Here is a 19,639-nt window from a genome sequence, read left to right on the forward strand (position 1 = left end):
CGCGCTCAGGAGGATTCGAACCTCCGACCGCCTGGTTCGTAGCCAGGTACTCTATCCAGCTGAGCTATGAGCGCGCAAGATGTGAATTACATCGCAAAAATTTTATTTCTGAACAAAAAAATTGACTCATGGTCAATAAATGGCGGTGAGGGAGGGATTCGAACCCTCGATACGGCTATAAACCGTATACTCCCTTAGCAGGGGAGCGCCTTCGGCCTCTCGGCCACCTCACCGCATTTTCACATTCAATCTTACGAAAGAATATGGCGCGTCCTGGAGGATTCGAACCTCCGACCGCCTGGTTCGTAGCCAGGTACTCTATCCAGCTGAGCTAAGGACGCACATTGTTCTTTATTTGGATGCTAAACCAAATAAGCAAGAATGGCGGTGAGGGAGGGATTCGAACCCTCGATACGGCTATAAACCGTATACTCCCTTAGCAGGGGAGCGCCTTCGGCCTCTCGGCCACCTCACCGTCTTGCGGAGGCACATATTACTTTTTACCAAAAATATGTCAAACACTTTCTTGGTAAAAGCGACAAAAATCAAATCAACCGTTGGCTATTTAATCAAAGCGCTGTGAAATTAAACTTTTCTGTCATATCAGTGACTTCAAAGCATAAAAAAGGCCAGCAAAATTCGCTAGCCTTCCTTGTGATAATTAGTAGTTGCTAGGTGCAACACTACCATTACCTTTTTCAGCTTGAATGCGCATGTAGATTTCTTCACGGTGGACAGAAACCTCTTTCGGTGCATTCACACCGATACGCACTTGGTTACCTTTTACACCAAGAACTGTTACTGTCACTTCATCACCGATCATTAGTGTTTCGCCAACACGGCGAGTCAAAATTAGCATTCTTTGCTCCTTGAGTAATCTCTGTATTATATTGCAACTGCGCTATTATCCACTAAAAGTTATATTTTCGTAAACTATCTATTAGTGCGCTCTCACCCTAAAGAGACATGTTTTAGGTGAAAAGCTAATAGCTCATCTGACGTTATATAGGCCTCATGTAAAATATTGGCTGCCTTATCAACATGTTGTGGCTGCATAACTAGCATTAACGATTGTTTATCAACCGAAAGGGAACTCACTTCGATCCCTTGTTCTGCAAGTAATTCACATGAGCGTTCAACTAATTCCTGAGCTAGTAAACCTACCGTGGTCAATAAACTAACGGGTTCACTATTACGGATTTTGTCATTGAAAACCAGAGCTAATTTAGCACAAGCGTCTCGTTTTATAATGACACCTGTCCATTCTGCCTCTTCGATCACACTCCACACTTCCACACCGAGCATTTGGCACTGCTTGGCTAAACTCGGGAAATGATCATGTTGCACAGTAATAAGCGCCATGTCGCGTTGAATCGCAATGCCACATACTGCTTTATGACACTGCTCACCTTTGATTAGACTGCCTGCGTTTACATCAAAAGTAGATAATACGCGTAAAGGAACTTCATTTTCCCACGCATATTGCACACAAGGTAAATGCAGAACTTTAGCGCCTTTACGTGCCATTTCTTCCATTGACGGGAAATCAACGATCTCTAATTTTTGAGCCGTTGCAACCACACGTGGATCACATGTGTAAACGCCATCCACATCAGTGAATATTTGACACTCATCGGCTTTAAGAGCTCCCGCTAGCGTCACAGCACTAGTGTCAGAACCTCCACGTCCTAAAGTGGTGATATCCCCATTCTCATTCACACCCTGAAAACCCGCTACCACCACAATATGATCTTGTGCCAGCAACTCGGTAATCGTTCGAGTATCAATCATTTTAATCGTCGCGTCATTGTGTTGATTATCGGTCACAATGTTCGCTTGAGCTCCGGTTAGTGAGCGAGCTGAATAGCCTAATTTATTGAGTGTCATCGCTAATAGCGCCATAGACACTTGCTCACCAGCAGAGAGCAAAACATCAAGTTCTCTTGCAGTTGGTACACTATCGATTTGTTGTGCTAAGCCCAACAGTCGATTGGTTTCTCCTGACATTGCAGAAACAACTACAACCACTTGATTACCATCATTCTTCGCCTTAATGATGTGTTCAGCGACGGTATGGATTCGTTCTATTGAACCCACCGAGGTTCCGCCAAACTTTTGCACGATAAGGGGCTTTTTCACCTATCTTCACCTTCCCAAGACCAAAGTCTCATTAGGACCAAATCGAAAGCAGAGCACTATGTTGAGTATCGATTCAGTAGTTACAAAAACAAAACCAAGCAGATAACTGGCTCGTATCCTATTGCGCCAATTAGACCACTTGGTTTGGTAAATAAAATTACGCCCAATCAAAAAACAGTGATTGAGCGTGACTTATTACAACGGTTTATAGATGCTCAGCAATCCAAGCATCTACGGAAGCTAAAGCGCCAGGCAAGGCATTAACATCTGTACCTCCCGCTTGAGCCATATCCGGACGGCCGCCACCTTTACCACCCACTTGCAAGGCAACCATATTGACCAGCTCCCCTGCTTTAACTTTAGCGGTAAGATCTTTGGTCACACCCGCAATCAAACCCACTTTATCATCAGCCACATTACCCAGCATGATAATGCCACTGCCCAACTGATTTTTTAGCTCATCAACCATACCACGCAGCGCTTTGTTATCGGCGCCATTAAGTTGAGCAACTAGCACTTTCACACCCGCAATTTCTTTTACATTGCTGATCAGATTGGCACTTTCTTTCGCTGCAAGTTTATCTTTTAACTGCTGCAACTCTTTTTCCAAAGATTTCGCTTTAGCCGCCATTTCAGCCACTTTGACTTCATATTGAGCCTGCTGTTGATCCAATAGATCCAGCGCGCCTTCACCCGTCACCGCTTCAATACGACGAATGCCAGCGGCAACACCGCCTTCAGAAACTATTTTGAATAGGCCGATGTCACCGGTGTTACTTGCGTGAATACCACCACACAGTTCGGTTGAGAAATCACCCATCGACAATACACGAACTTCATCGTCGTATTTTTCACCAAACAGTGCCATAGCACCTTTGGCTTTTGCCGCTTCGATGTCCATAATATTGGTTTCAATCGTGTGGTTACGGCGAATTTGCGCGTTCACTAGACGTTCCACTTCTTTTAGCTCTACGGGCGTCATTGCTTCTAAATGAGAGAAGTCAAAACGCAAGCTTTCCGCTTTTACCAATGAGCCTTTTTGCGCCACGTGCGTACCTAATACTTGGCGAAGTGCAGCATGCAACAAATGTGTGGCGGAGTGGTTCAGTGAAATTGCAGCGCGGCGCTTAGCATCAACAATGGCTTTCGCTTCATCGCCTTTGGCGAGTACGCCCTCGATGAGTTCACCGTGATGAGCAATGGCGTTGCCGAGTTTTTGTGTATCTTCAACTTTAAACAAGCCCGTGGCCGTTTGAATAACACCCGCATCACCACATTGACCACCGGATTCAGCGTAGAAAGGTGTTTCGCCCAAGATCAAAATCGCTTTATCACCCGCAGATAGAGTGTCAACTTCATTGCCGTCAACAAACATAGCGGCAATGCGGCTCTCGCCTTGTGTCGCGCTGTAGCCACAGAAAGCGGTATTGGTATCAACTTTAATGATTGCATTGTAGTCAGTGCCAAATTGGCCCGCTTCACGCGCTCGTTGACGCTGCTCTTCCATCGCTTTTTCGAAACCTTGTTCGTCAATGGTCAACTCACGTTCACGTGCAACATCATTCGTTAAATCAGCCGGAAAACCGTAGGTATCGTAAAGTTTAAAGACAGTTTCACCATCCAGTACGCTACCCTCTAAATTATCGAGTGCATCATTGAGGATCGCCATACCGCGTTCAAGAGTGCGACCGAAGTTCTCTTCTTCAATGCGCAGCACTTTTTCTACAAGCGCTTGCTGCTTTTTCAGTTCTTCACCAGCCGTTCCCATCACTTGTGCTAATGGGCCAACCAGTTTGTGGAAGAAGGCACCTTGTGCGCCCAATTTATTACCATGACGCACCGCTCGACGAATAATCCGACGCAGTACATAGCCACGGCCTTCATTCGATGGCATCACACCATCCACAATCAAGAAAGCACAAGAACGGATGTGATCAGCAACAACGCGTAGCGATTGATTGGAAAGATCGTCATAACCCGTTACATCAGCGGCGGCTTTAATCAAGGCTTGAAACACATCAATTTCATAGTTTGAGTGAACACCCTGCATGATCGCAGAAATACGTTCAATACCCATACCGGTATCAACGGAAGGTTTTGGAAGTGGCTCCATCGTGCCATCGGCATGACGGTTAAACTGCATGAAGACGTTGTTCCAAATTTCAATGAAACGATCGCCATCTTCCTCTGCAGAACCTGGAGGACCACCCCAGATATGATCGCCATGATCATAGAAAATTTCAGTACAAGGACCACACGGACCCGTATCACCCATTTGCCAGAAGTTGTCTGACTCATAAGCTTTACCACCCGGTTTATCGCCAATGCGAATAATGCGCTCAGCCGGAATGCCTACTTTTTTATTCCAGATATCAAATGCTTCATCATCGGTTTCATACACGGTAACCAGTAGACGATCAGCGGGCAACTTGAGTGTTACAGTAAGAAACTCCCACGCGTATGCAATAGCGTCTTCTTTGAAGTAATCACCAAAGCTGAAGTTACCCAACATTTCAAAAAAGGTATGGTGACGAGCGGTAAAACCAACGTTTTCCAGATCGTTATGCTTACCACCAGCTCGCACACAACGTTGCGCCGTTGTTGCACGTGTATAAGCACGCTTTTCTAAACCAAGAAAACAATCTTTAAATTGGTTCATTCCTGCATTTGTGAACAACAGGGTTGGGTCATTAGCGGGGACTAATGATGAACTATCAACAATTTGGTGTCCTTTACTTTCAAAGAACGAGAGGAACGCGCGGCGAACCTCATCAGTGCTCATAAACATGCAGCTCTTCCTGAAATACTCAAGTTAGAATTTTGCGTTATTGTAAAGCATGGACAAGAGTTCGACTAGTTTTCTTATAGAAAAGGCATGGCAGGAAATAAATTGCAGATCAGACGAAGAGTTAAGCTTCCGATGATGATAAAGCGTAGCTAATTTGCTCGAAGCTAAAGCCTCGATACTGCAAAAAACGCACTTGTTTGGCATGTTCTTTTGAACCTTTTTCCGCAGGTTCTCTGAATTTTTTTTCAGCCACTGCTTTTGCCAATTCAAACCAATCTTGAGGCTCTTGATATAAAGCGGTTTCAATATCATCGCTACTGACTCTTTTTTGGCTCAGCTCTTGTCGAATGCGCCGCTCACCATGACCTTTAGTGACATGTTGTCTTATTTGACTTGCGGCATAGCGCAGTTCATCCAAATAATGGTTCTCAAGGCAGTAACTCATGGTTTGAACGATAATTTCCGCATCATACCCTTTACTAATGAGCTTTTGCTGTAGCTCATGCTCGCTGTGATCTCGCCGGCTCAGTAATTGCAATGCGCACTCTTTGCACGATAACGTCGATTTGAATTCAGAGGAATACATACTGTCCCTATTGGTCATGGATAAAACAAAGCCCTGCATTGCAGGGCTTTGTTGAAATATAAACGTGGAGAAGATTACAACTCTTCTTCTTGAGGCATTTCGCTCAAAATAGGTTCTTCAACAATTAACTCGGCTGGATTGAGCAGCATTTCACGTAACTTAGTATCAAGAGCCATAGCTGCAGCTGGATTCTCTCTCAAGAATTTACAGGCGTTTGCTTTACCTTGACCAATTTTATCACCGTTATAGCTATACCAAGCGCCCGCTTTCTCAACCAATTTATGTTTCACGCCAAGATCAACCAATTCACCTTCACGGTTAAAACCTTGTCCGTAAAGAATTTGAGTATCCGCTTGTTTAAAGGGAGCCGCGATTTTGTTCTTCACCACTTTAATACGCGTTTCGTTACCCACGACTTCGTCACCCTCTTTGATAGAGCCTGTACGACGAATATCTAAACGAACTGAAGCGTAGAATTTAAGGGCATTACCACCTGTTGTGGTTTCAGGGTTACCAAACATCACACCAATTTTCATACGGATCTGGTTAATGAAGATGCACATGCAGTTGGACTGTTTTAGGTTACCCGTTAACTTACGCATCGCTTGAGAAAGCATACGTGCTTGTAGGCCCATGTGGCTATCGCCCATTTCACCTTCAATTTCAGCTTTTGGTGTCAGTGCAGCCACAGAGTCAATGACGATAACATCAATGGCACCAGAACGGGCCAAGGCATCACAAATTTCAAGCGCTTGTTCACCCGTATCAGGTTGTGAAACCAACAGCTCATCGATGTTCACACCCAGTTTTTTAGCATAAATTGGGTCAAGGGCATGTTCTGCATCGATAAAAGCACAGGTTTTACCCACTCGTTGTGCTGCTGCGATCAATTCCAGCGTTAACGTTGTTTTTCCTGATGATTCAGGGCCGTAGACTTCAACGATACGTCCCATTGGTAAACCGCCAGCACCCAATGCAATATCCAAAGAAAGTGAACCGGTAGAAATGGTTTCAACATCCATTGTACGGTTGTCACCAAGGCGCATGATCGAACCTTTACCAAATTGCTTTTCAATTTGACCCAGTGCTGCGGCTAACGCCTTCTGCTTATTTTCGTCCATTACTTTCTCCAAACTGTCGCTGTGGGTAGCGGCTCGTTAAATTTTTTATCGACTCTTTAGTCGCCAATTGGGGTTAATTATACTGTTGATTCATACAGTGTCTATAGCTGTATCGAAAAAATTTCGACTAGGTTCAATTTGGCTGCGATAAAAAGTGACTCACCACTTGTAATGCATGAGTAATCGCCTGCTTGCGCACCTGTGCGCGATCGCCTTTAAAACAAAGCGTCTCAGCACGTTCCCAGCCCTGCTTAGAAGCCCATGCAAAGCACACGGTCCCCACTGATTTTTCTGCGCTACCGCCGTCAGGACCAGCAATACCACTGATCGCTACACCAATAGTGGCTTGGGAATGCAAAAGTGCTCCTTGTACCATTTCGCGCACCACGGGTTCGGAAACAGCGCCAAAATCCACCAGTGTCTGTGCTTTGACACCGAGCATCTCTTGTTTAGCGAGATTACTGTAGGTCACAAATGATCGTTCAAACCAAGCCGAACTTCCTGCAACCTCAGTAAGTGCAAATGCCACACCACCGCCAGTGCATGATTCAGCACTGGTGAGGATCTCTTTTTGTGCTAACAATTGCTGACCTAATTGTTCACTTAATGCAAAAATCGCTTTCATTATGCCCTCTCCAAAGCCACGTTATTTTCGCTTGAACCTTTATAGCAGATTGAATCTCCAGAAAACAGAATGGGCACGCAAGCGTACCCATTCTAAATCGTTCTCCGTTGTATTTAGATCTCAAACATTAAACTATCTGCGTCTAAGAATGGCCAACGAATGGTGTGCGGAGTACTGCTCTCCCCACCAAAAAAGTAGCCCACTTGTGGTGTAGCAAAGGTTTTGTCGCCTCGTGTGAGCGGTTGTTCACTCAATGCTCTATGGGTTAATTTTGCTTCCCATAATTGCTCACTCTCCCAGCCGACTGGCGCGAGTTCAACTCGCACTTCAGCGCCGACAGGGTTAACAGAGACCACTTCAAAAGGCAATGAAGCTTGACTATTTTGTTTGTTCGATAGGCTCAACTCATGGCTGCGCACATACAACTTTCCTGATTGATTAATCGCGTGATCTTTCGGCGGTAAGATAAACGATTGGCCGTTGACCCACTGCTCGTTATTCCAGTTGGCTTGGAATACATTCACATTGCCAAAAAAGTCAAAGACGAAGCGACTGTTCGGTTGAGCATAAAGCTGCACTGGCGAGTCGATCTGTTCGATGCGGCCATTGCTCATCACGACCACGCGATCAGAGAGTTCAAGTGCTTCATCTTGATCGTGGGTGACAAATACGCTCGTAAAACCGAGCTCTTCATGCAAGCTGCGCAACCAGCGGCGCAATTCTTTACGCACTTTGGCATCCAGTGCGCCAAAAGGCTCATCCAGCAGTAGCACTTCCGGCTTTGTTGCAAGAGCGCGAGCCAAGGCGATGCGCTGCTTTTGCCCGCCGGACAGTTGTTCAGGATAGCGCTCAGCTAAATGGCCAAGTTGCACAATATCCAACAGCTGTTTGACTCTTTTGGTGATTTCCGCCGCCGCTGGTCTATGACGGCGATCCATCACTTGCAAACCAAACGCGACATTATCGGCCACCGTCATATGACGAAAAAGTGCGTAGTTTTGAAACACAAAGCCAACTCGGCGCTCGCGGACGTGGACATGAGTCACATCGCGATCTCTAAAATGAATGGTTCCGCTATCGGCTCCTTCAAGGCCGGCAATAATGCGCAACAAAGTGGTTTTGCCTGAGCCGGAAGGACCAAGTAAGCCAATCATCTCGCCATCATCAATCTGTAACGAGAGCGGAGAGAGCGCTTGAAATTGACCAAATTGTTTGGAAATGTTGTCTAAACGTATACTCATACCGTCTCTTGCTCTCTGTTCGTTTTTGTCTGATTGTTGTGTTGACGCCATTCAACATAAGCTTTAAAAACTAAGGTTAATAATGCAATGAAAGCCAATAGTGAGGCGCTAGCAAACGCCGCTTCCGATTGATAATCTTCATACAGTAGCTGCACATGTAGCGGTAAGGTATTGGTTTCACCACGAATATTGCCCGACACAACCGCTACTGCGCCAAATTCACCAATGGCACGCGCATTGGTTAGGATGACACCGTAAATCAACGCCCATTTAATATTCGGTAAGGTGACGCGACGAAACAGTTGCCACCAAGATGCACCCAAAATAACCGCCGCTTCTTCATCCGATCTACCTTGCTGCTGCATCAGCGGGATCAGCTCACGCGCAACAAACGGGCAAGTCACAAAAACCGTGACCAATAAAATTCCCGGCCAAGCAAACATCACTTGCAGATCGCGCTCAAACAACCACTCGCCCAACCAACCGCTGCTGCCGTAAAGCAGTAAATACAGAAGGCCTGCAACAACCGGTGATACGGCAAACGGAATATCAATTAAAGTGGTTAATATTTTTCTACCCGGAAATTCAAAACGAGTCACTGCCCAAGCTAATAACACGCCGAACACTAAGTTAATTGGCACCGTGAGTAGCGCAACTAGCAGTGTTAAACCAATGGCATGACGCGTATCGGGTTCAATTAAATGACTAATATAAGTCGATAAACCACTAGCAAAGGCTTGTTTGAAAATGCTCACTAGCGGGATAATCAGCAACAATGCAACCCAAAACAGCGCAAAGCCAATCAAACTCCACTTCACCCAAGGTGCTTCACCGACTCGTAACGGTTGATGTGCTTTCATTATCGGTTCCTTAACGTCCATGAATTCGACGCAGGTATGCGCCCTGCCATAGATTGATCAGTAGTAGCAGCGATAACGATGCCATCAATACTACCGAGGCAATGGCACTCGCCGCCGGAAAATCAAATTCTTGTAAGCGTACAAAAATCATTAATGAGGTAATTTCACTGACGTAAGGCATATTGCCCGCAATGAAAATCACTGCACCAAACTCGCCCAAGCTACGCGTAAATGAGAGTGCAATACCAACCAATAGTGCTGGACGAATCGAAGGCATGATCACTTTCCAAAATACGGCGCTATCTGAAGCGCCTAACGTCATTCCCGCTTCTTCCTCTTCTTTGGAGATCTCCTCCAAGACGGGTTGTACCGTGCGCACCACAAACGGAATACTGGTAAACGCCATCGCGACAACAATCCCCAAGGGGGTATAAGCCACTTTAATTCCAAGCTCGCCAAGTACGCTGCCCACCCAGCCATTGGATGAGTAAAGCGTCGCCAACGTGATGCCTGCAACGGCGGTAGGCAAAGCAAACGGTAAATCGACTAAAGCATCAAGAATACGTTTGCCATAAAAATCATAACGAACCAGCACCCAAGCGAGCAATAATCCTAGCAAGCCATTAAACAATGAGGCGATGAGTGCCGCGCCCACCGTTACTTTGTAACTGGCCAGTACACGAGGGTCCGCCACCACCTGCCAATACTCGGTGAGCGACATTTGGCTCGTTTGCATAATCAAACCACTGGCGGGCAATAGCAGCACTAAGCTGACAAAAAACAGCGAAGTACCGAGGCTAATACCAAATCCGGGTAGCACCCTTTTATGGCGTGGGCGAGATAAAGAAGCGGTGAAGGAATGGCTCATAAACCCTCGAAACAAAACGGATGCGTAAGAAAACCACCCACACTCAGCGCAGGTGGCGATGACGAATTAACGACGTTGAAGTTGGTCAAGCTTCGCGCCATTGGCAAAATGAAGTTTCAAGGCATTTTCCCACCCGCCAGCAATGCTCTCAACTGTTAGCAATTCAACTTCAGGGAAGCGATCAGCAAATTCTGCGTTCACTTTTTCATCATGAACGCGGTAATTAAACCCAGCCAGCAAACGTTGCGCTTCTTCACTGTACAGATAAGCGAGATATTCGTTGGCTACCTCAAGCGTGCCTTTACGCTTGGCATTTTTTTCCACCACGGCCACGGGAAACTCGGCCAAGATAGAGGTCTTAGGCACCACTACTTGATATTCATCCACGCCATACTGCTGACGAATATTGTTCACTTCAGATTCAAACGTAATCAGCACATCGCCAATGCCACGTTCAACAAACGAAGTAGTCGCACCACGGCCGCCAGTATCAAATACCGCTACATTAGCTAAAAATTGTTTGAGGAATTGATCCTGCTCGGCTTGGTTCTCTTTGCCAAAAGTCTTTTGTGCATAACCGACCGCGGCCAAATAGGTATAACGCGCATTACCTGAGGTTTTAGGATTGGGGAATACAGAAGCCACATCAGCTTTGGCGAGATCGCCCCAATCTTGAATATTTTTTGGATTTCCCTTGCGCACTAAAAATGCGGTCGTGGAGTAGTAAGGTGAGCTTGCATTGGGCAATTTTTCTTGCCAATTAGCATCGATAAGCTTGCCACGATCGTGTAGCACCTGAACATCCGTTACCTGATTGAATGTCACTACATCGGCGGCTAACCCCTGCAAAATTGAGCGAGCTTGCGCAGATGACCCACCGTGCGACTGTTTGATCTCCACTGTTTGGCCTGTCTTTTGTTGCCAGTGTTTTTCAAACACTGGGTTATAAGAAGCAAACAGCTCGCGAGCGATGTCGTACGATGAGTTGAGAATGGTTTGATCCGCGGCCGAAACATTCAACGATCCTACGGCTAATAAGCTTGCTAAGGCTGACTTGATGAACTTCATATATTGCTACTCCCTAATCACTACGGCCAAAATGGCGTCCTTGGCAATTAGAGTATGAGGAAAATTAATTATAACAAAGAGGATAACTAGAACTTTTTGGAATAAACTCTAGCAATAAATTGTATGCCAATTACCAGCACGACTTTATAGTAGTGCTCGGTAAGGTGGATACGTCATCTTACTCTTCCGACTAAAAAATTAAGGACAACATGATGGCGGACTTTCCAACGATTGAAGCATATGTCGGGCAAACGCCTTTAGTTCGCTTGCAGCGACTGGCGGCTCACACCTCAAGCACCGTATTGGTCAAGCTAGAAGGCAATAACCCAGCAGGTTCAGTCAAAGATCGCCCAGCGCTCAATATGATAGTGCAAGCAGAGCGTCGCCAAGAGATCCAACCGGGCGATACCATCATTGAAGCGACCAGCGGCAACACGGGTATCGCGCTGGCAATGGCGGCCGCCATCAAAGGCTACAAAATGATTTTAATCATGCCAGATAATGCTACCCAAGAGCGCAAAGACGCGATGAAAGCGTATGGTTGTGAGCTCATTTTAGTCAGCAAAGAGCAAGGCATGGAAGGAGCGCGCGATTTAGCATTAAAAATGCAAAGTGAAGGCAAAGGAAAAGTACTCGATCAATTCAATAACCCCGACAACCCGCAAGCTCATTTTGATTCAACTGGCCCAGAAATTTGGCAACAAAGCCACGGGGAAATCACCCACTTTGTCTCAAGTATGGGCACAACGGGCACCATCATGGGCACTTCTCGCTATCTAAAAACGCAAAATCCAGAGATAAGCATTGTCGGTTTACAACCAGCAGAAGGCAGTGCAATTCCGGGCATTCGCCGCTGGCCTCAAGCTTATTTACCCGGCATTTTTGAATCATCACGTGTTGATGTGGTACTCGATATCGAAGAGCAAGATGCCATCAATACGGCTCGTGCTTTGGCAACCCAAGAAGGTATTTGCGCTGGCGTCAGCTCTGGAGGCGCCGTTTTCGCTGCGTTACAAATCGCGCAACAAAATCCCGGAGCGGTGGTTGTTGCCATCATTTGCGATCGAGGCGATCGTTATCTCTCATCCGGTCTTTTTTCTTAGATCAAATCTCCAACCCAACGGGCTAATCAGTGCTGAACGCGCTCATTACTTTTTAGCCCTTGGCTTTGCTTCCACATCAGCATCCCTTGATTGCTCAGCAATAGCGAAGTTTGTTATCCTCTCCAACTATTTAAATGCATGTTCTGACGATTCTTTCTAACTCATGTCAGAGCTAAGGCCGCTGCCATTCCTGTAGGGTGGTCATTTTCACAGTCAGCCATTGATAATCGAGTGACGAATAACATGAGCAAATCCAGCGCATCTTCCGCCGAGTCTTCACCACAGCACACCCCGATGATGCGGCAATATCTGCAATTGAAAGCCGAAAACCCCGATATTCTGCTCTTTTATCGGATGGGCGATTTCTACGAGCTGTTTTACGATGACGCTAAACGCGCATCGCAATTGCTGGAAATATCACTCACCAAACGCGGTGCTTCTGCGGGTGAGCCTATTCCAATGGCGGGCGTTCCCTATCACGCCGTGGAAGGTTACTTAGCGAAATTGGTACAGCAGGGCGAATCCGTCGCGATTTGTGAACAAATTGGCGATCCTGCCACCAGCAAAGGCCCCGTTGAGCGTAAAGTGGTACGGATTGTCACGCCCGGTACGGTCACGGATGAAGCTTTGCTCTCTGAGCGAGTCGATAACTTAATTGCCGCCATCTACCACCACGATGGTCGCTTTGGCTACGCAACCTTAGACATCACTTCAGGGCGCTTCCAACTGAGTGAACCAGAAACCGAAGAGGCGATGGCCGCCGAACTGCAACGCACCGCACCGCGCGAACTGCTCTTCCCTGAAGATTTCACGCCAGTCACTTTAATGGGCAATCGCAAAGGAAACCGTCGCCGCCCTATTTGGGAATTTGAGTTAGAGACAGCAAAACAGCAGTTGAACCAACAATTTGGTACGCGTGATTTGGTCGGTTTTGGCGTAGAACAGGCTAAACTGGGCTTATGCGCCGCTGGCTGCTTGATTCAATACGTGAAAGATACGCAGCGCACTGCATTGCCTCATATTCGTTCGCTGACGTTTGATCGCCAAGATCACTCGGTGATCTTAGATGCCGCCACGCGCCGTAATTTAGAGATCACGCAGAACTTGTCCGGTGGCTTTGATAACACCTTAGCGGAAGTGCTCGATCATTGCGCCACCCCAATGGGCAGCCGCATGCTCAAACGCTGGTTACACCAACCGATGCGCTGTATTGATACGTTGAATCAACGCCTTGATGCGATCGGCGAGTTGAAACAGCTTGCTCTGTTTAGTGAATTACAACCTGTGCTGAAACAGATTGGCGATATTGAACGTATTCTTGCTCGTTTGGCATTGCGTTCCGCTCGCCCAAGAGACTTAGCACGCCTGCGACATGCGATGCAGCAATTGCCGCAGCTCAGTGAAATACTGCAACCCTTGTCGCAACCCCACTTAGTTCAGTTAACTCATCATGTACAGCCATTGGATGAGCTGTGCACACTGCTTGAGCGAGCGATCAAAGACAACCCACCAGTTGTGATTCGTGATGGTGGCGTGATTGCCGATGGCTACAGCGCCGAACTGGATGAATGGCGTGATCTAGCCAACGGCGCAACCGAATACTTGAATAAATTAGAAGCTGAAGAGCGCGAACGTCACGGCATTGATACGCTCAAAGTCGGCTACAACGCGATTCACGGTTTCTACATTCAAGTCAGCCGTGGCCAGAGTCACCTTGTTCCTCCCCACTATGTGCGCCGCCAAACGCTGAAAAATGCCGAGCGGTATATTATTGCTGAGCTAAAAGCGCATGAAGATAAAGTGCTCAACTCGAAATCAAAAGCACTAGCAGTGGAAAAGCAGCTTTGGGAAGAGTTATTTGACTTATTGTTACCTCATTTAGAGCAGATGCAAAACCTTGCATCTTCGCTATCGCAGCTCGATGTGTTGCAAAACCTTGCCGAGCGCGCTGAAAGCTTAGATTACTGTCGCCCGACCTTGAGTAAAGAGCCCGCGATCCATATTCAAGCGGGCCGTCACCCTGTCGTCGAGCAAGTGATGAATGACCCCTTCATTGCCAACCCAATTGAGCTCAATCCGCAACGAAAAATGTTGATCATTACCGGGCCTAACATGGGCGGTAAATCGACCTACATGCGCCAAACTGCATTGATTACTTTATTAGCGCATATCGGTTGCTATGTGCCAGCAGAAGCAGCACACATCGGTTCGATTGACCGCATCTTCACCCGCATTGGTGCATCGGACGATCTCGCCTCTGGTCGCTCTACTTTCATGGTTGAAATGACCGAAACTGCCAACATTTTGCATAATGCGACACAAAATAGCTTGGTATTGATGGATGAAATTGGCCGCGGCACCAGTACCTATGATGGGTTATCACTGGCTTGGGCAAGTGCACAATGGCTCGCAAGCCAAATTGGCGCGCTAACGCTATTTGCCACTCATTATTTTGAACTGACCGAGCTGCCAAACCAGCTACCTCACTTAGCCAACGTGCATTTAGATGCCGTGGAACATGGCGATAGCATTGCCTTTATGCATGCGGTTCAAGAAGGGGCGGCAAGTAAATCTTACGGCCTAGCAGTGGCAGGTCTTGCTGGCGTGCCTAAAACAGTGATCAAAAACGCGCGCGCTAAACTGTCGCAGCTCGAGTTATTGAGCCAACAGCAGCCCAATGGCAGCAAAAGCTCAACCGTAGATATTGCTAATCAACTCAGTTTGATCCCAGACCCAAGCGAAGTCGAACAGGCATTAGCAGCTATTGATCCTGACGATCTAACGCCTCGCCAAGCGTTAGAAGCACTTTATCGCTTGAAGAAGCTAATGTAACAATCTGATATTAAAAATAAAAAAGGCATCGATTTTAAGTCGGTGCCTTTTGTGATTTTATGCAATAGTTTTATAAATCAACGACTTATGAATCAATGGTTTTATGAATCAAGGTCTTGTTGAGCCAACCTTTAGTCGTATTCAACATTAAACAGCGCTTCCATGTTCAAGCCTTGTTTAACCAAGATCTCTCTCAAACGACGTAGACCTTCCACTTGAATTTGACGAACTCGTTCACGAGTTAAGTTAATTTCGCGCCCTACTTCTTCTAAGGTGGACGGTTCATAACCTAATAGTCCAAAACGGCGTGCAAGTACCTCTTTTTGTTTTGGGTTTAGTTCATCTAACCAATTCAGTAGTGATTCACGGATATCATCATCTTGCGTAGAAATTTCAGGATCAGAGTTGTTCGCATCTGGGATGATATCGAGTAGTGCTTTATCACCATCGCCGCCAATCGGTGTATCAACAGAACTGATACGCTCGTTAAGACGCAGCATTTTACTGACATCTTCGACTGGCTTATCCAGTTGGAACGCAATTTCTTCTGCGGTAGGTTCATGATCTAACTTCTGCGATAGCTCGCGAGCCGTACGAAGGTAGATATTCAACTCTTTAACGACGTGAATTGGCAAACGGATAGTGCGCGTTTGGTTCATTAATGCACGTTCAATGGTTTGACGGATCCACCAAGTAGCATAGGTTGAGAATCTAAAGCCACGTTCTGGATCAAATTTTTCTACCGCACGGATCAAGCCTAAATTACCCTCTTCAATGAGATCGAGTAAAGCTAAGCCACGATTACCATAACGGCGAGAAATTTTAACGACCAAACGTAAGTTACTTTCGATCATGCGTTTACGAGCAGCTTCATCGCCTCTCAGTGAACGACGAGCATAAAGTACTTCTTCTTGGGCTGTTAATAATGGAGAAAAACCAATCTCGCTAAGATACATCTGTGTTGCATCTAAGCTTTTTGTTGACGCGTCAAATCCTTCTTTGGCATCTTCGATTTGAACATCGTCATCGCTTTGGCTTTTAGTGGTGGTGAGTTCTTCATCAACCTCAATCGAATCCATGATCTCTTGGTCTTCAAACTCTTCGACTTTCGTTACTGCATTGCTGATACTCATAGCGCCTCCCCCTGGCGAGCTAGCAAGACATTACTACTTTCTAATGTCGCTACATGACTCTTTCAAGTATGTTTACGGTAAGTAGCGTTTTGGATTCACCGACTTACCTTGATAACGAATTTCAAAGTGTAAACGAACACTGCTGGTTCCTGAGCTGCCCATGGTTGCTATTTTTTGGCCAGCTTTAACACTTTGTCCTTCTTTTACCAGTAACCGATCGTTATGAGCATAAGCACTGAGGTAGTTATCATTATGTTTAACAATCACAAGATTGCCGTAACCTCTTAATGCATTTCCCGAATAGACAACGGTTCCTGCAGCAGTTGATAAAATGGATTGACCACGCTGTCCTGCGATATCGATCCCTTTATTTCCTTGATCGCCTGCTGAAAAGTTTTTAATTATTCTCCCTTGTGTCGGCCATAACCATTTTGAAACTTTATCATCTTTTGGTTTAGCAAAGGTTACATTAGCATTAACATTTTGCTTACCTTTTGAATCAACATACTCTTTTGATTTCGATTGTTCAACTACCTTAGGAGGATCTTTCTTTGCGACTTTGGTCGAAGAACTTGCGGCATTAGATCCACTATTTTGATTAGAGTTTTTACTCACTCCGTCTACAACCATTGGGGGGGAAACTAAGCCAGCCATTGTGCTCGAAGGGGTTGCAGCCACAATGACTTCTGTTACACCATTACCACCATAAGCAGGAGGCGTGTAATTGGGGATCCATAATTTGAGTTTTTGACCGGGATGAATGGTGTAAGGTTTTTTTAAATTATTGAAACGGATCAAGTCGTTTACATTTTTATCTGTGACATAAGATATAAAATAGAGCGTATCGCCTTTTTGCACTTCGTAAAAACTGCCGCGATAACTACCACGAGGAATGGCATTATAGTCTTTATTGAGCCCAGAAACGGGTGCAGGAGTATGAGCAGCACATCCGATAAGGACGCTACTCATTAGCACCATTATTACTCTGTTTCTTAGGTTACTCATCATCACTAAGCTAAATCACCGGCAACTAAAGGAACAAAACGCACCATCTCAATGGTGTTAGAAATAAAATCATCGCCTTGGCGAACTATTTTCAATAACTGTTGCTCACTACTGCCGACAGGGATCACTAAACGGCCACCTTCCGCAAGCTGATCAAGCAGCGCATTTGGGACAAATTCGGCCGCCGCCGTAACAATGATCGCATCAAAAGGGGCTTTAGCATCCCAGCCCAACCAGCCATCACCATGCTTAGTCGAGACGTTATAAATATCCAATTGCTTTAAACGACGCTTGGCACCCCACTGTAATGACTTGATCCGTTCAATCGAATACACGTGCTCAACCAACTGGGCAAGCACAGCGGTTTGATAACCCGATCCTGTGCCAATTTCTAAGACCTTACTCTGCGGCTCAAGTTCTAAAAGCTGCGTCATTTTTGCCACAATGTAAGGTTGTGAAATCGTTTGTCCTTGGCCTATCGGCAAGGCATTGTTGTCATAGGCTTGATGCATCATCGCCTGAGAAACAAAGCTTTCTCTTGGCAAACAATGAATGGCATCCAAAACGGTTTGATCTTGGATACCATTCGCGATCAGAAATTCAATTAATCTGTCGGCATGTGGATTGGCCATTACCCTTTTTCCTTCAACCAGTTATCCATACTTGGCAGTGACTCATGAGCCGTGAGATCAACCTGCAAGGGCGTCAAGGAGACATAGCCATGCTCAATCGCATAGAAATCAGTCCCTTGCCCTGCATCTTGCTCTTTACCCGGAGGACCTAACCAATAAATATCATGCCCACGAGGATCTTTCTGCTTAATCATACTTTCTGCGTGATGGCGAGCACCTAAACGCGTCACTTGAATACCCGCTAACTCCTCAAATGGACGATCTGGTACGTTCACATTCAATAATCGATTGGTTGGGATCGGGGCATTGAGATGCTGTTCGACCAACTGGCGTGCTATCTGGGCTGCCGTAGTAAAATTAGCCGTCCCGACCAATGAAAACGCGATCGCTTGCACCCCAAGAAAGTGCCCTTCCATCGCCGCCGCAACCGTGCCCGAATAGAGCACGTCATCGCCCAAATTCGCACCATGATTGATGCCTGTCAGCACCAAATCAGGCAGATCATCTTTGAGCAGTTCATTGAGTGCAAAATGCACACAATCGGTTGGTGTGCCTTGCACTGAATAGGTATTGGGTGCAATGAGATCCACACGAAGCGGCTGCTCTAATGTCAGCGAATTGGAGGCTCCTGACCGATTACGATCCGGCGCGACAATCACGATCTCGGCGAGATCCGCCAGCGCGCGTGCTAGGGTATTTAAACCTTGCGCGTATACACCATCATCATTGCTTAATAAAATCTTCATCGAGTTTTTTCCTTAGAACTCGCGTTCAACCGCTATCTCTTCAACCAATTCACGAATGACTGAGGTAGCAAAACTTCCTGCATCTAAATCAAAACGTAACGTCACATTGTCTTGTTCAACTGTCCAAGAAAGATTCTGCGGCTTAAGCATCAGCGCCCGGCGCTCATGACGCATACGATTGCTGCGGATCAGTGCCATCAAGTCAGGTTCAGCATCAAGGTGAACTTGTTCTAAATCTAAAGCCTCACCTTGCGTCGGTAGTGCGTTATCGCCCGCCAAAGCAGCACTTATTTGCACTTCATTCAATGCCAGTTTGTTATTGAGATCGGTAAGATTCGCCAAGGTGACTAAGGTCGTTTTCTCTCCCTCAAGTGCGATATCTCCTTCGATAAATTGATGTAACTTATCTTGCTCGATACGGGCAGAGACAATTTGGTTGAAAATCCACGAACGGGCCGCCGAGAGATACAAACTGCGCTGATTTTGGTTACGTGAACGCACGTTCTCTTTTCCCCAGCGACGCGCTTCACTGAGGTTATTGCCGTGATTGCCAAAACGTTGGCTACCAAAATAATTAGGCACACCGTGCGTGGCGATGTGCTCTAATCGCGTCACTACTTCGGCGGTGTCGGTGACCTCAGAAAGCGTAATTTCAAAATGATTGCCGACTAAATCTCCGGGGCGCAACTTTTTATTGTGACGCGTAGTTTCCAGAATTTCGATGCTCGGATATTGAGCCAAAAACTCGGTGAAATCTGGCGTCTCACCTTTTGGTAAATGTACACTGAGCCACTGCTGCGTAACCGCATGACGATCTTTCAGACCAGCCCAACTCACATCTTTTGATTTCACACCACATGCTTTAGCCAGTTCATTGACCACAAAACTTGTA

Annotated in this window: 17 protein-coding genes and 4 tRNA genes; 2 read left to right on the forward strand and 19 right to left on the reverse strand. The window is 46.2% G+C overall.

Going from position 1 to position 19,639, the window contains the following annotated elements:
- From AACQ21_RS13510 to cysP, 14 genes are all read right to left on the reverse strand, one after another.
- A tRNA-Arg gene (locus AACQ21_RS13510) sits at nucleotides 1-74 on the reverse strand.
- 66 nt (nucleotides 75-140) lie between these two features.
- A tRNA-Ser gene (locus AACQ21_RS13515) sits at nucleotides 141-233 on the reverse strand.
- 31 nt (nucleotides 234-264) lie between these two features.
- Nucleotides 265-341 (reverse strand) — tRNA-Arg (locus AACQ21_RS13520).
- Nucleotides 342-382: 41 nt separating this feature from the next.
- A tRNA-Ser gene (locus AACQ21_RS13525) sits at nucleotides 383-475 on the reverse strand.
- A 186-nt stretch (nucleotides 476-661) separates the two neighbouring features.
- Complete coding sequence (gene csrA, locus AACQ21_RS13530) at nucleotides 662-859, reverse strand: carbon storage regulator CsrA (RefSeq protein ID WP_010320440.1); 198 nt, start codon at nucleotides 857-859, stop codon at nucleotides 662-664.
- A 92-nt stretch (nucleotides 860-951) separates the two neighbouring features.
- A complete protein-coding gene (locus tag AACQ21_RS13535; RefSeq protein ID WP_013857703.1) occupies nucleotides 952-2,139 on the reverse strand; it encodes an aspartate kinase in 1,188 nt (395 codons plus the stop codon).
- Between the two features lie 205 nt (nucleotides 2,140-2,344).
- Nucleotides 2,345-4,927, reverse strand: coding sequence for an alanine--tRNA ligase (gene alaS, locus AACQ21_RS13540; protein WP_105977322.1), 2,583 nt, complete (start codon nucleotides 4,925-4,927; stop codon nucleotides 2,345-2,347).
- 121 nt (nucleotides 4,928-5,048) lie between these two features.
- Nucleotides 5,049-5,552 (reverse strand): recombination regulator RecX, encoded by a 504-nt coding sequence (gene recX, locus AACQ21_RS13545; RefSeq protein WP_105977323.1) that lies wholly within the window; start codon nucleotides 5,550-5,552, stop codon nucleotides 5,049-5,051.
- A gap of 35 nt (nucleotides 5,553-5,587) precedes the next feature.
- Complete coding sequence (gene recA, locus AACQ21_RS13550) at nucleotides 5,588-6,634, reverse strand: recombinase RecA (RefSeq protein ID WP_010320444.1); 1,047 nt, start codon at nucleotides 6,632-6,634, stop codon at nucleotides 5,588-5,590.
- A gap of 133 nt (nucleotides 6,635-6,767) precedes the next feature.
- The gene (gene pncC, locus AACQ21_RS13555; protein ID WP_105977324.1) at nucleotides 6,768-7,259 is read right to left on the reverse strand and encodes a nicotinamide-nucleotide amidase; all 492 of its coding nucleotides are present in this window, start codon (nucleotides 7,257-7,259) and stop codon (nucleotides 6,768-6,770) included.
- A gap of 113 nt (nucleotides 7,260-7,372) precedes the next feature.
- On the reverse strand, nucleotides 7,373-8,500 hold the full coding sequence (locus AACQ21_RS13560) for a sulfate/molybdate ABC transporter ATP-binding protein (protein ID WP_017043744.1): 1,128 nt from the start codon (nucleotides 8,498-8,500) through the stop codon (nucleotides 7,373-7,375).
- A complete protein-coding gene (gene cysW, locus AACQ21_RS13565) occupies nucleotides 8,497-9,360 on the reverse strand; it encodes a sulfate ABC transporter permease subunit CysW (protein WP_017046720.1) in 864 nt (287 codons plus the stop codon). Before cysW ends, AACQ21_RS13560 begins: the two co-directional genes overlap by 4 nt.
- Nucleotides 9,361-9,370: 10 nt before the next feature.
- The gene (gene cysT / locus AACQ21_RS13570; protein WP_017046719.1) at nucleotides 9,371-10,228 is read right to left on the reverse strand and encodes a sulfate/thiosulfate ABC transporter permease CysT; all 858 of its coding nucleotides are present in this window, start codon (nucleotides 10,226-10,228) and stop codon (nucleotides 9,371-9,373) included.
- Between the two features lie 66 nt (nucleotides 10,229-10,294).
- The gene (gene cysP / locus AACQ21_RS13575; protein WP_105977325.1) at nucleotides 10,295-11,296 is read right to left on the reverse strand and encodes a thiosulfate ABC transporter substrate-binding protein CysP; all 1,002 of its coding nucleotides are present in this window, start codon (nucleotides 11,294-11,296) and stop codon (nucleotides 10,295-10,297) included.
- Between the two features lie 212 nt (nucleotides 11,297-11,508).
- Here cysP and cysM point away from each other — a divergent pair, with 212 nt between their 5' ends.
- On the forward strand, nucleotides 11,509-12,399 hold the full coding sequence (gene cysM, locus AACQ21_RS13580) for a cysteine synthase CysM (protein WP_047688250.1): 891 nt from the start codon (nucleotides 11,509-11,511) through the stop codon (nucleotides 12,397-12,399).
- A 243-nt stretch (nucleotides 12,400-12,642) separates the two neighbouring features.
- Nucleotides 12,643-15,231, forward strand: coding sequence for a DNA mismatch repair protein MutS (mutS, locus tag AACQ21_RS13585; protein WP_094125532.1), 2,589 nt, complete (start codon nucleotides 12,643-12,645; stop codon nucleotides 15,229-15,231).
- A 131-nt stretch (nucleotides 15,232-15,362) separates the two neighbouring features.
- Here mutS and rpoS read toward each other — a convergent pair whose 3' ends face one another.
- From rpoS to AACQ21_RS13610, 5 genes are all read right to left on the reverse strand, one after another.
- Nucleotides 15,363-16,364, reverse strand: coding sequence for an RNA polymerase sigma factor RpoS (rpoS, locus tag AACQ21_RS13590; RefSeq protein WP_017047531.1), 1,002 nt, complete (start codon nucleotides 16,362-16,364; stop codon nucleotides 15,363-15,365).
- A gap of 72 nt (nucleotides 16,365-16,436) precedes the next feature.
- On the reverse strand, nucleotides 16,437-17,369 hold the full coding sequence (gene nlpD / locus AACQ21_RS13595) for a murein hydrolase activator NlpD (RefSeq protein WP_026028368.1): 933 nt from the start codon (nucleotides 17,367-17,369) through the stop codon (nucleotides 16,437-16,439).
- Between the two features lie 5 nt (nucleotides 17,370-17,374).
- Nucleotides 17,375-18,001 (reverse strand): protein-L-isoaspartate(D-aspartate) O-methyltransferase, encoded by a 627-nt coding sequence (locus AACQ21_RS13600; protein WP_094149297.1) that lies wholly within the window; start codon nucleotides 17,999-18,001, stop codon nucleotides 17,375-17,377.
- A complete protein-coding gene (surE, locus tag AACQ21_RS13605) occupies nucleotides 18,001-18,747 on the reverse strand; it encodes a 5'/3'-nucleotidase SurE (protein ID WP_010320454.1) in 747 nt (248 codons plus the stop codon). Before surE ends, AACQ21_RS13600 begins: the two co-directional genes overlap by 1 nt.
- 12 nt (nucleotides 18,748-18,759) lie before the next feature.
- Nucleotides 18,760-19,639, reverse strand: an 880-nt coding sequence (locus AACQ21_RS13610) for a tRNA pseudouridine(13) synthase TruD (protein ID WP_105977326.1), incomplete at its 5' end; no start/stop codon positions are given.

It is taken from the genome of Vibrio sp. V01_P9A10T6, assembly GCF_963877065.1.
Classification (GTDB): Bacteria; Pseudomonadota; Gammaproteobacteria; order Enterobacterales; family Vibrionaceae; genus Vibrio; species Vibrio anguillarum.

Coding starts and splice junctions, on each gene's coding strand:
- pncC (WP_105977324.1), bottom strand. CDS start 7,259: ATGAAAGCGATTTTTGCATTAAGTGAACAATTAGGTCAGCAATTGTTA.
- cysP (WP_105977325.1), bottom strand. CDS start 11,296: ATGAAGTTCATCAAGTCAGCCTTAGCAAGCTTATTAGCCGTAGGATCG.
- cysT (WP_017046719.1), bottom strand. CDS start 10,228: ATGAGCCATTCCTTCACCGCTTCTTTATCTCGCCCACGCCATAAAAGG.
- alaS (WP_105977322.1), bottom strand. CDS start 4,927: ATGTTTATGAGCACTGATGAGGTTCGCCGCGCGTTCCTCTCGTTCTTT.
- AACQ21_RS13560 (WP_017043744.1), bottom strand. CDS start 8,500: ATGAGTATACGTTTAGACAACATTTCCAAACAATTTGGTCAATTTCAA.
- rpoS (WP_017047531.1), bottom strand. CDS start 16,364: ATGAGTATCAGCAATGCAGTAACGAAAGTCGAAGAGTTTGAAGACCAA.
- surE (WP_010320454.1), bottom strand. CDS start 18,747: ATGAAGATTTTATTAAGCAATGATGATGGTGTATACGCGCAAGGTTTA.
- cysW (WP_017046720.1), bottom strand. CDS start 9,360: ATGAAAGCACATCAACCGTTACGAGTCGGTGAAGCACCTTGGGTGAAG.
- csrA (WP_010320440.1), bottom strand. CDS start 859: ATGCTAATTTTGACTCGCCGTGTTGGCGAAACACTAATGATCGGTGAT.
- mutS (WP_094125532.1), top strand. CDS start 12,643: ATGAGCAAATCCAGCGCATCTTCCGCCGAGTCTTCACCACAGCACACC.
- recX (WP_105977323.1), bottom strand. CDS start 5,552: ATGCAGGGCTTTGTTTTATCCATGACCAATAGGGACAGTATGTATTCC.
- AACQ21_RS13600 (WP_094149297.1), bottom strand. CDS start 18,001: ATGGCCAATCCACATGCCGACAGATTAATTGAATTTCTGATCGCGAAT.
- cysM (WP_047688250.1), top strand. CDS start 11,509: ATGGCGGACTTTCCAACGATTGAAGCATATGTCGGGCAAACGCCTTTA.
- nlpD (WP_026028368.1), bottom strand. CDS start 17,369: ATGAGTAACCTAAGAAACAGAGTAATAATGGTGCTAATGAGTAGCGTC.
- recA (WP_010320444.1), bottom strand. CDS start 6,634: ATGGACGAAAATAAGCAGAAGGCGTTAGCCGCAGCACTGGGTCAAATT.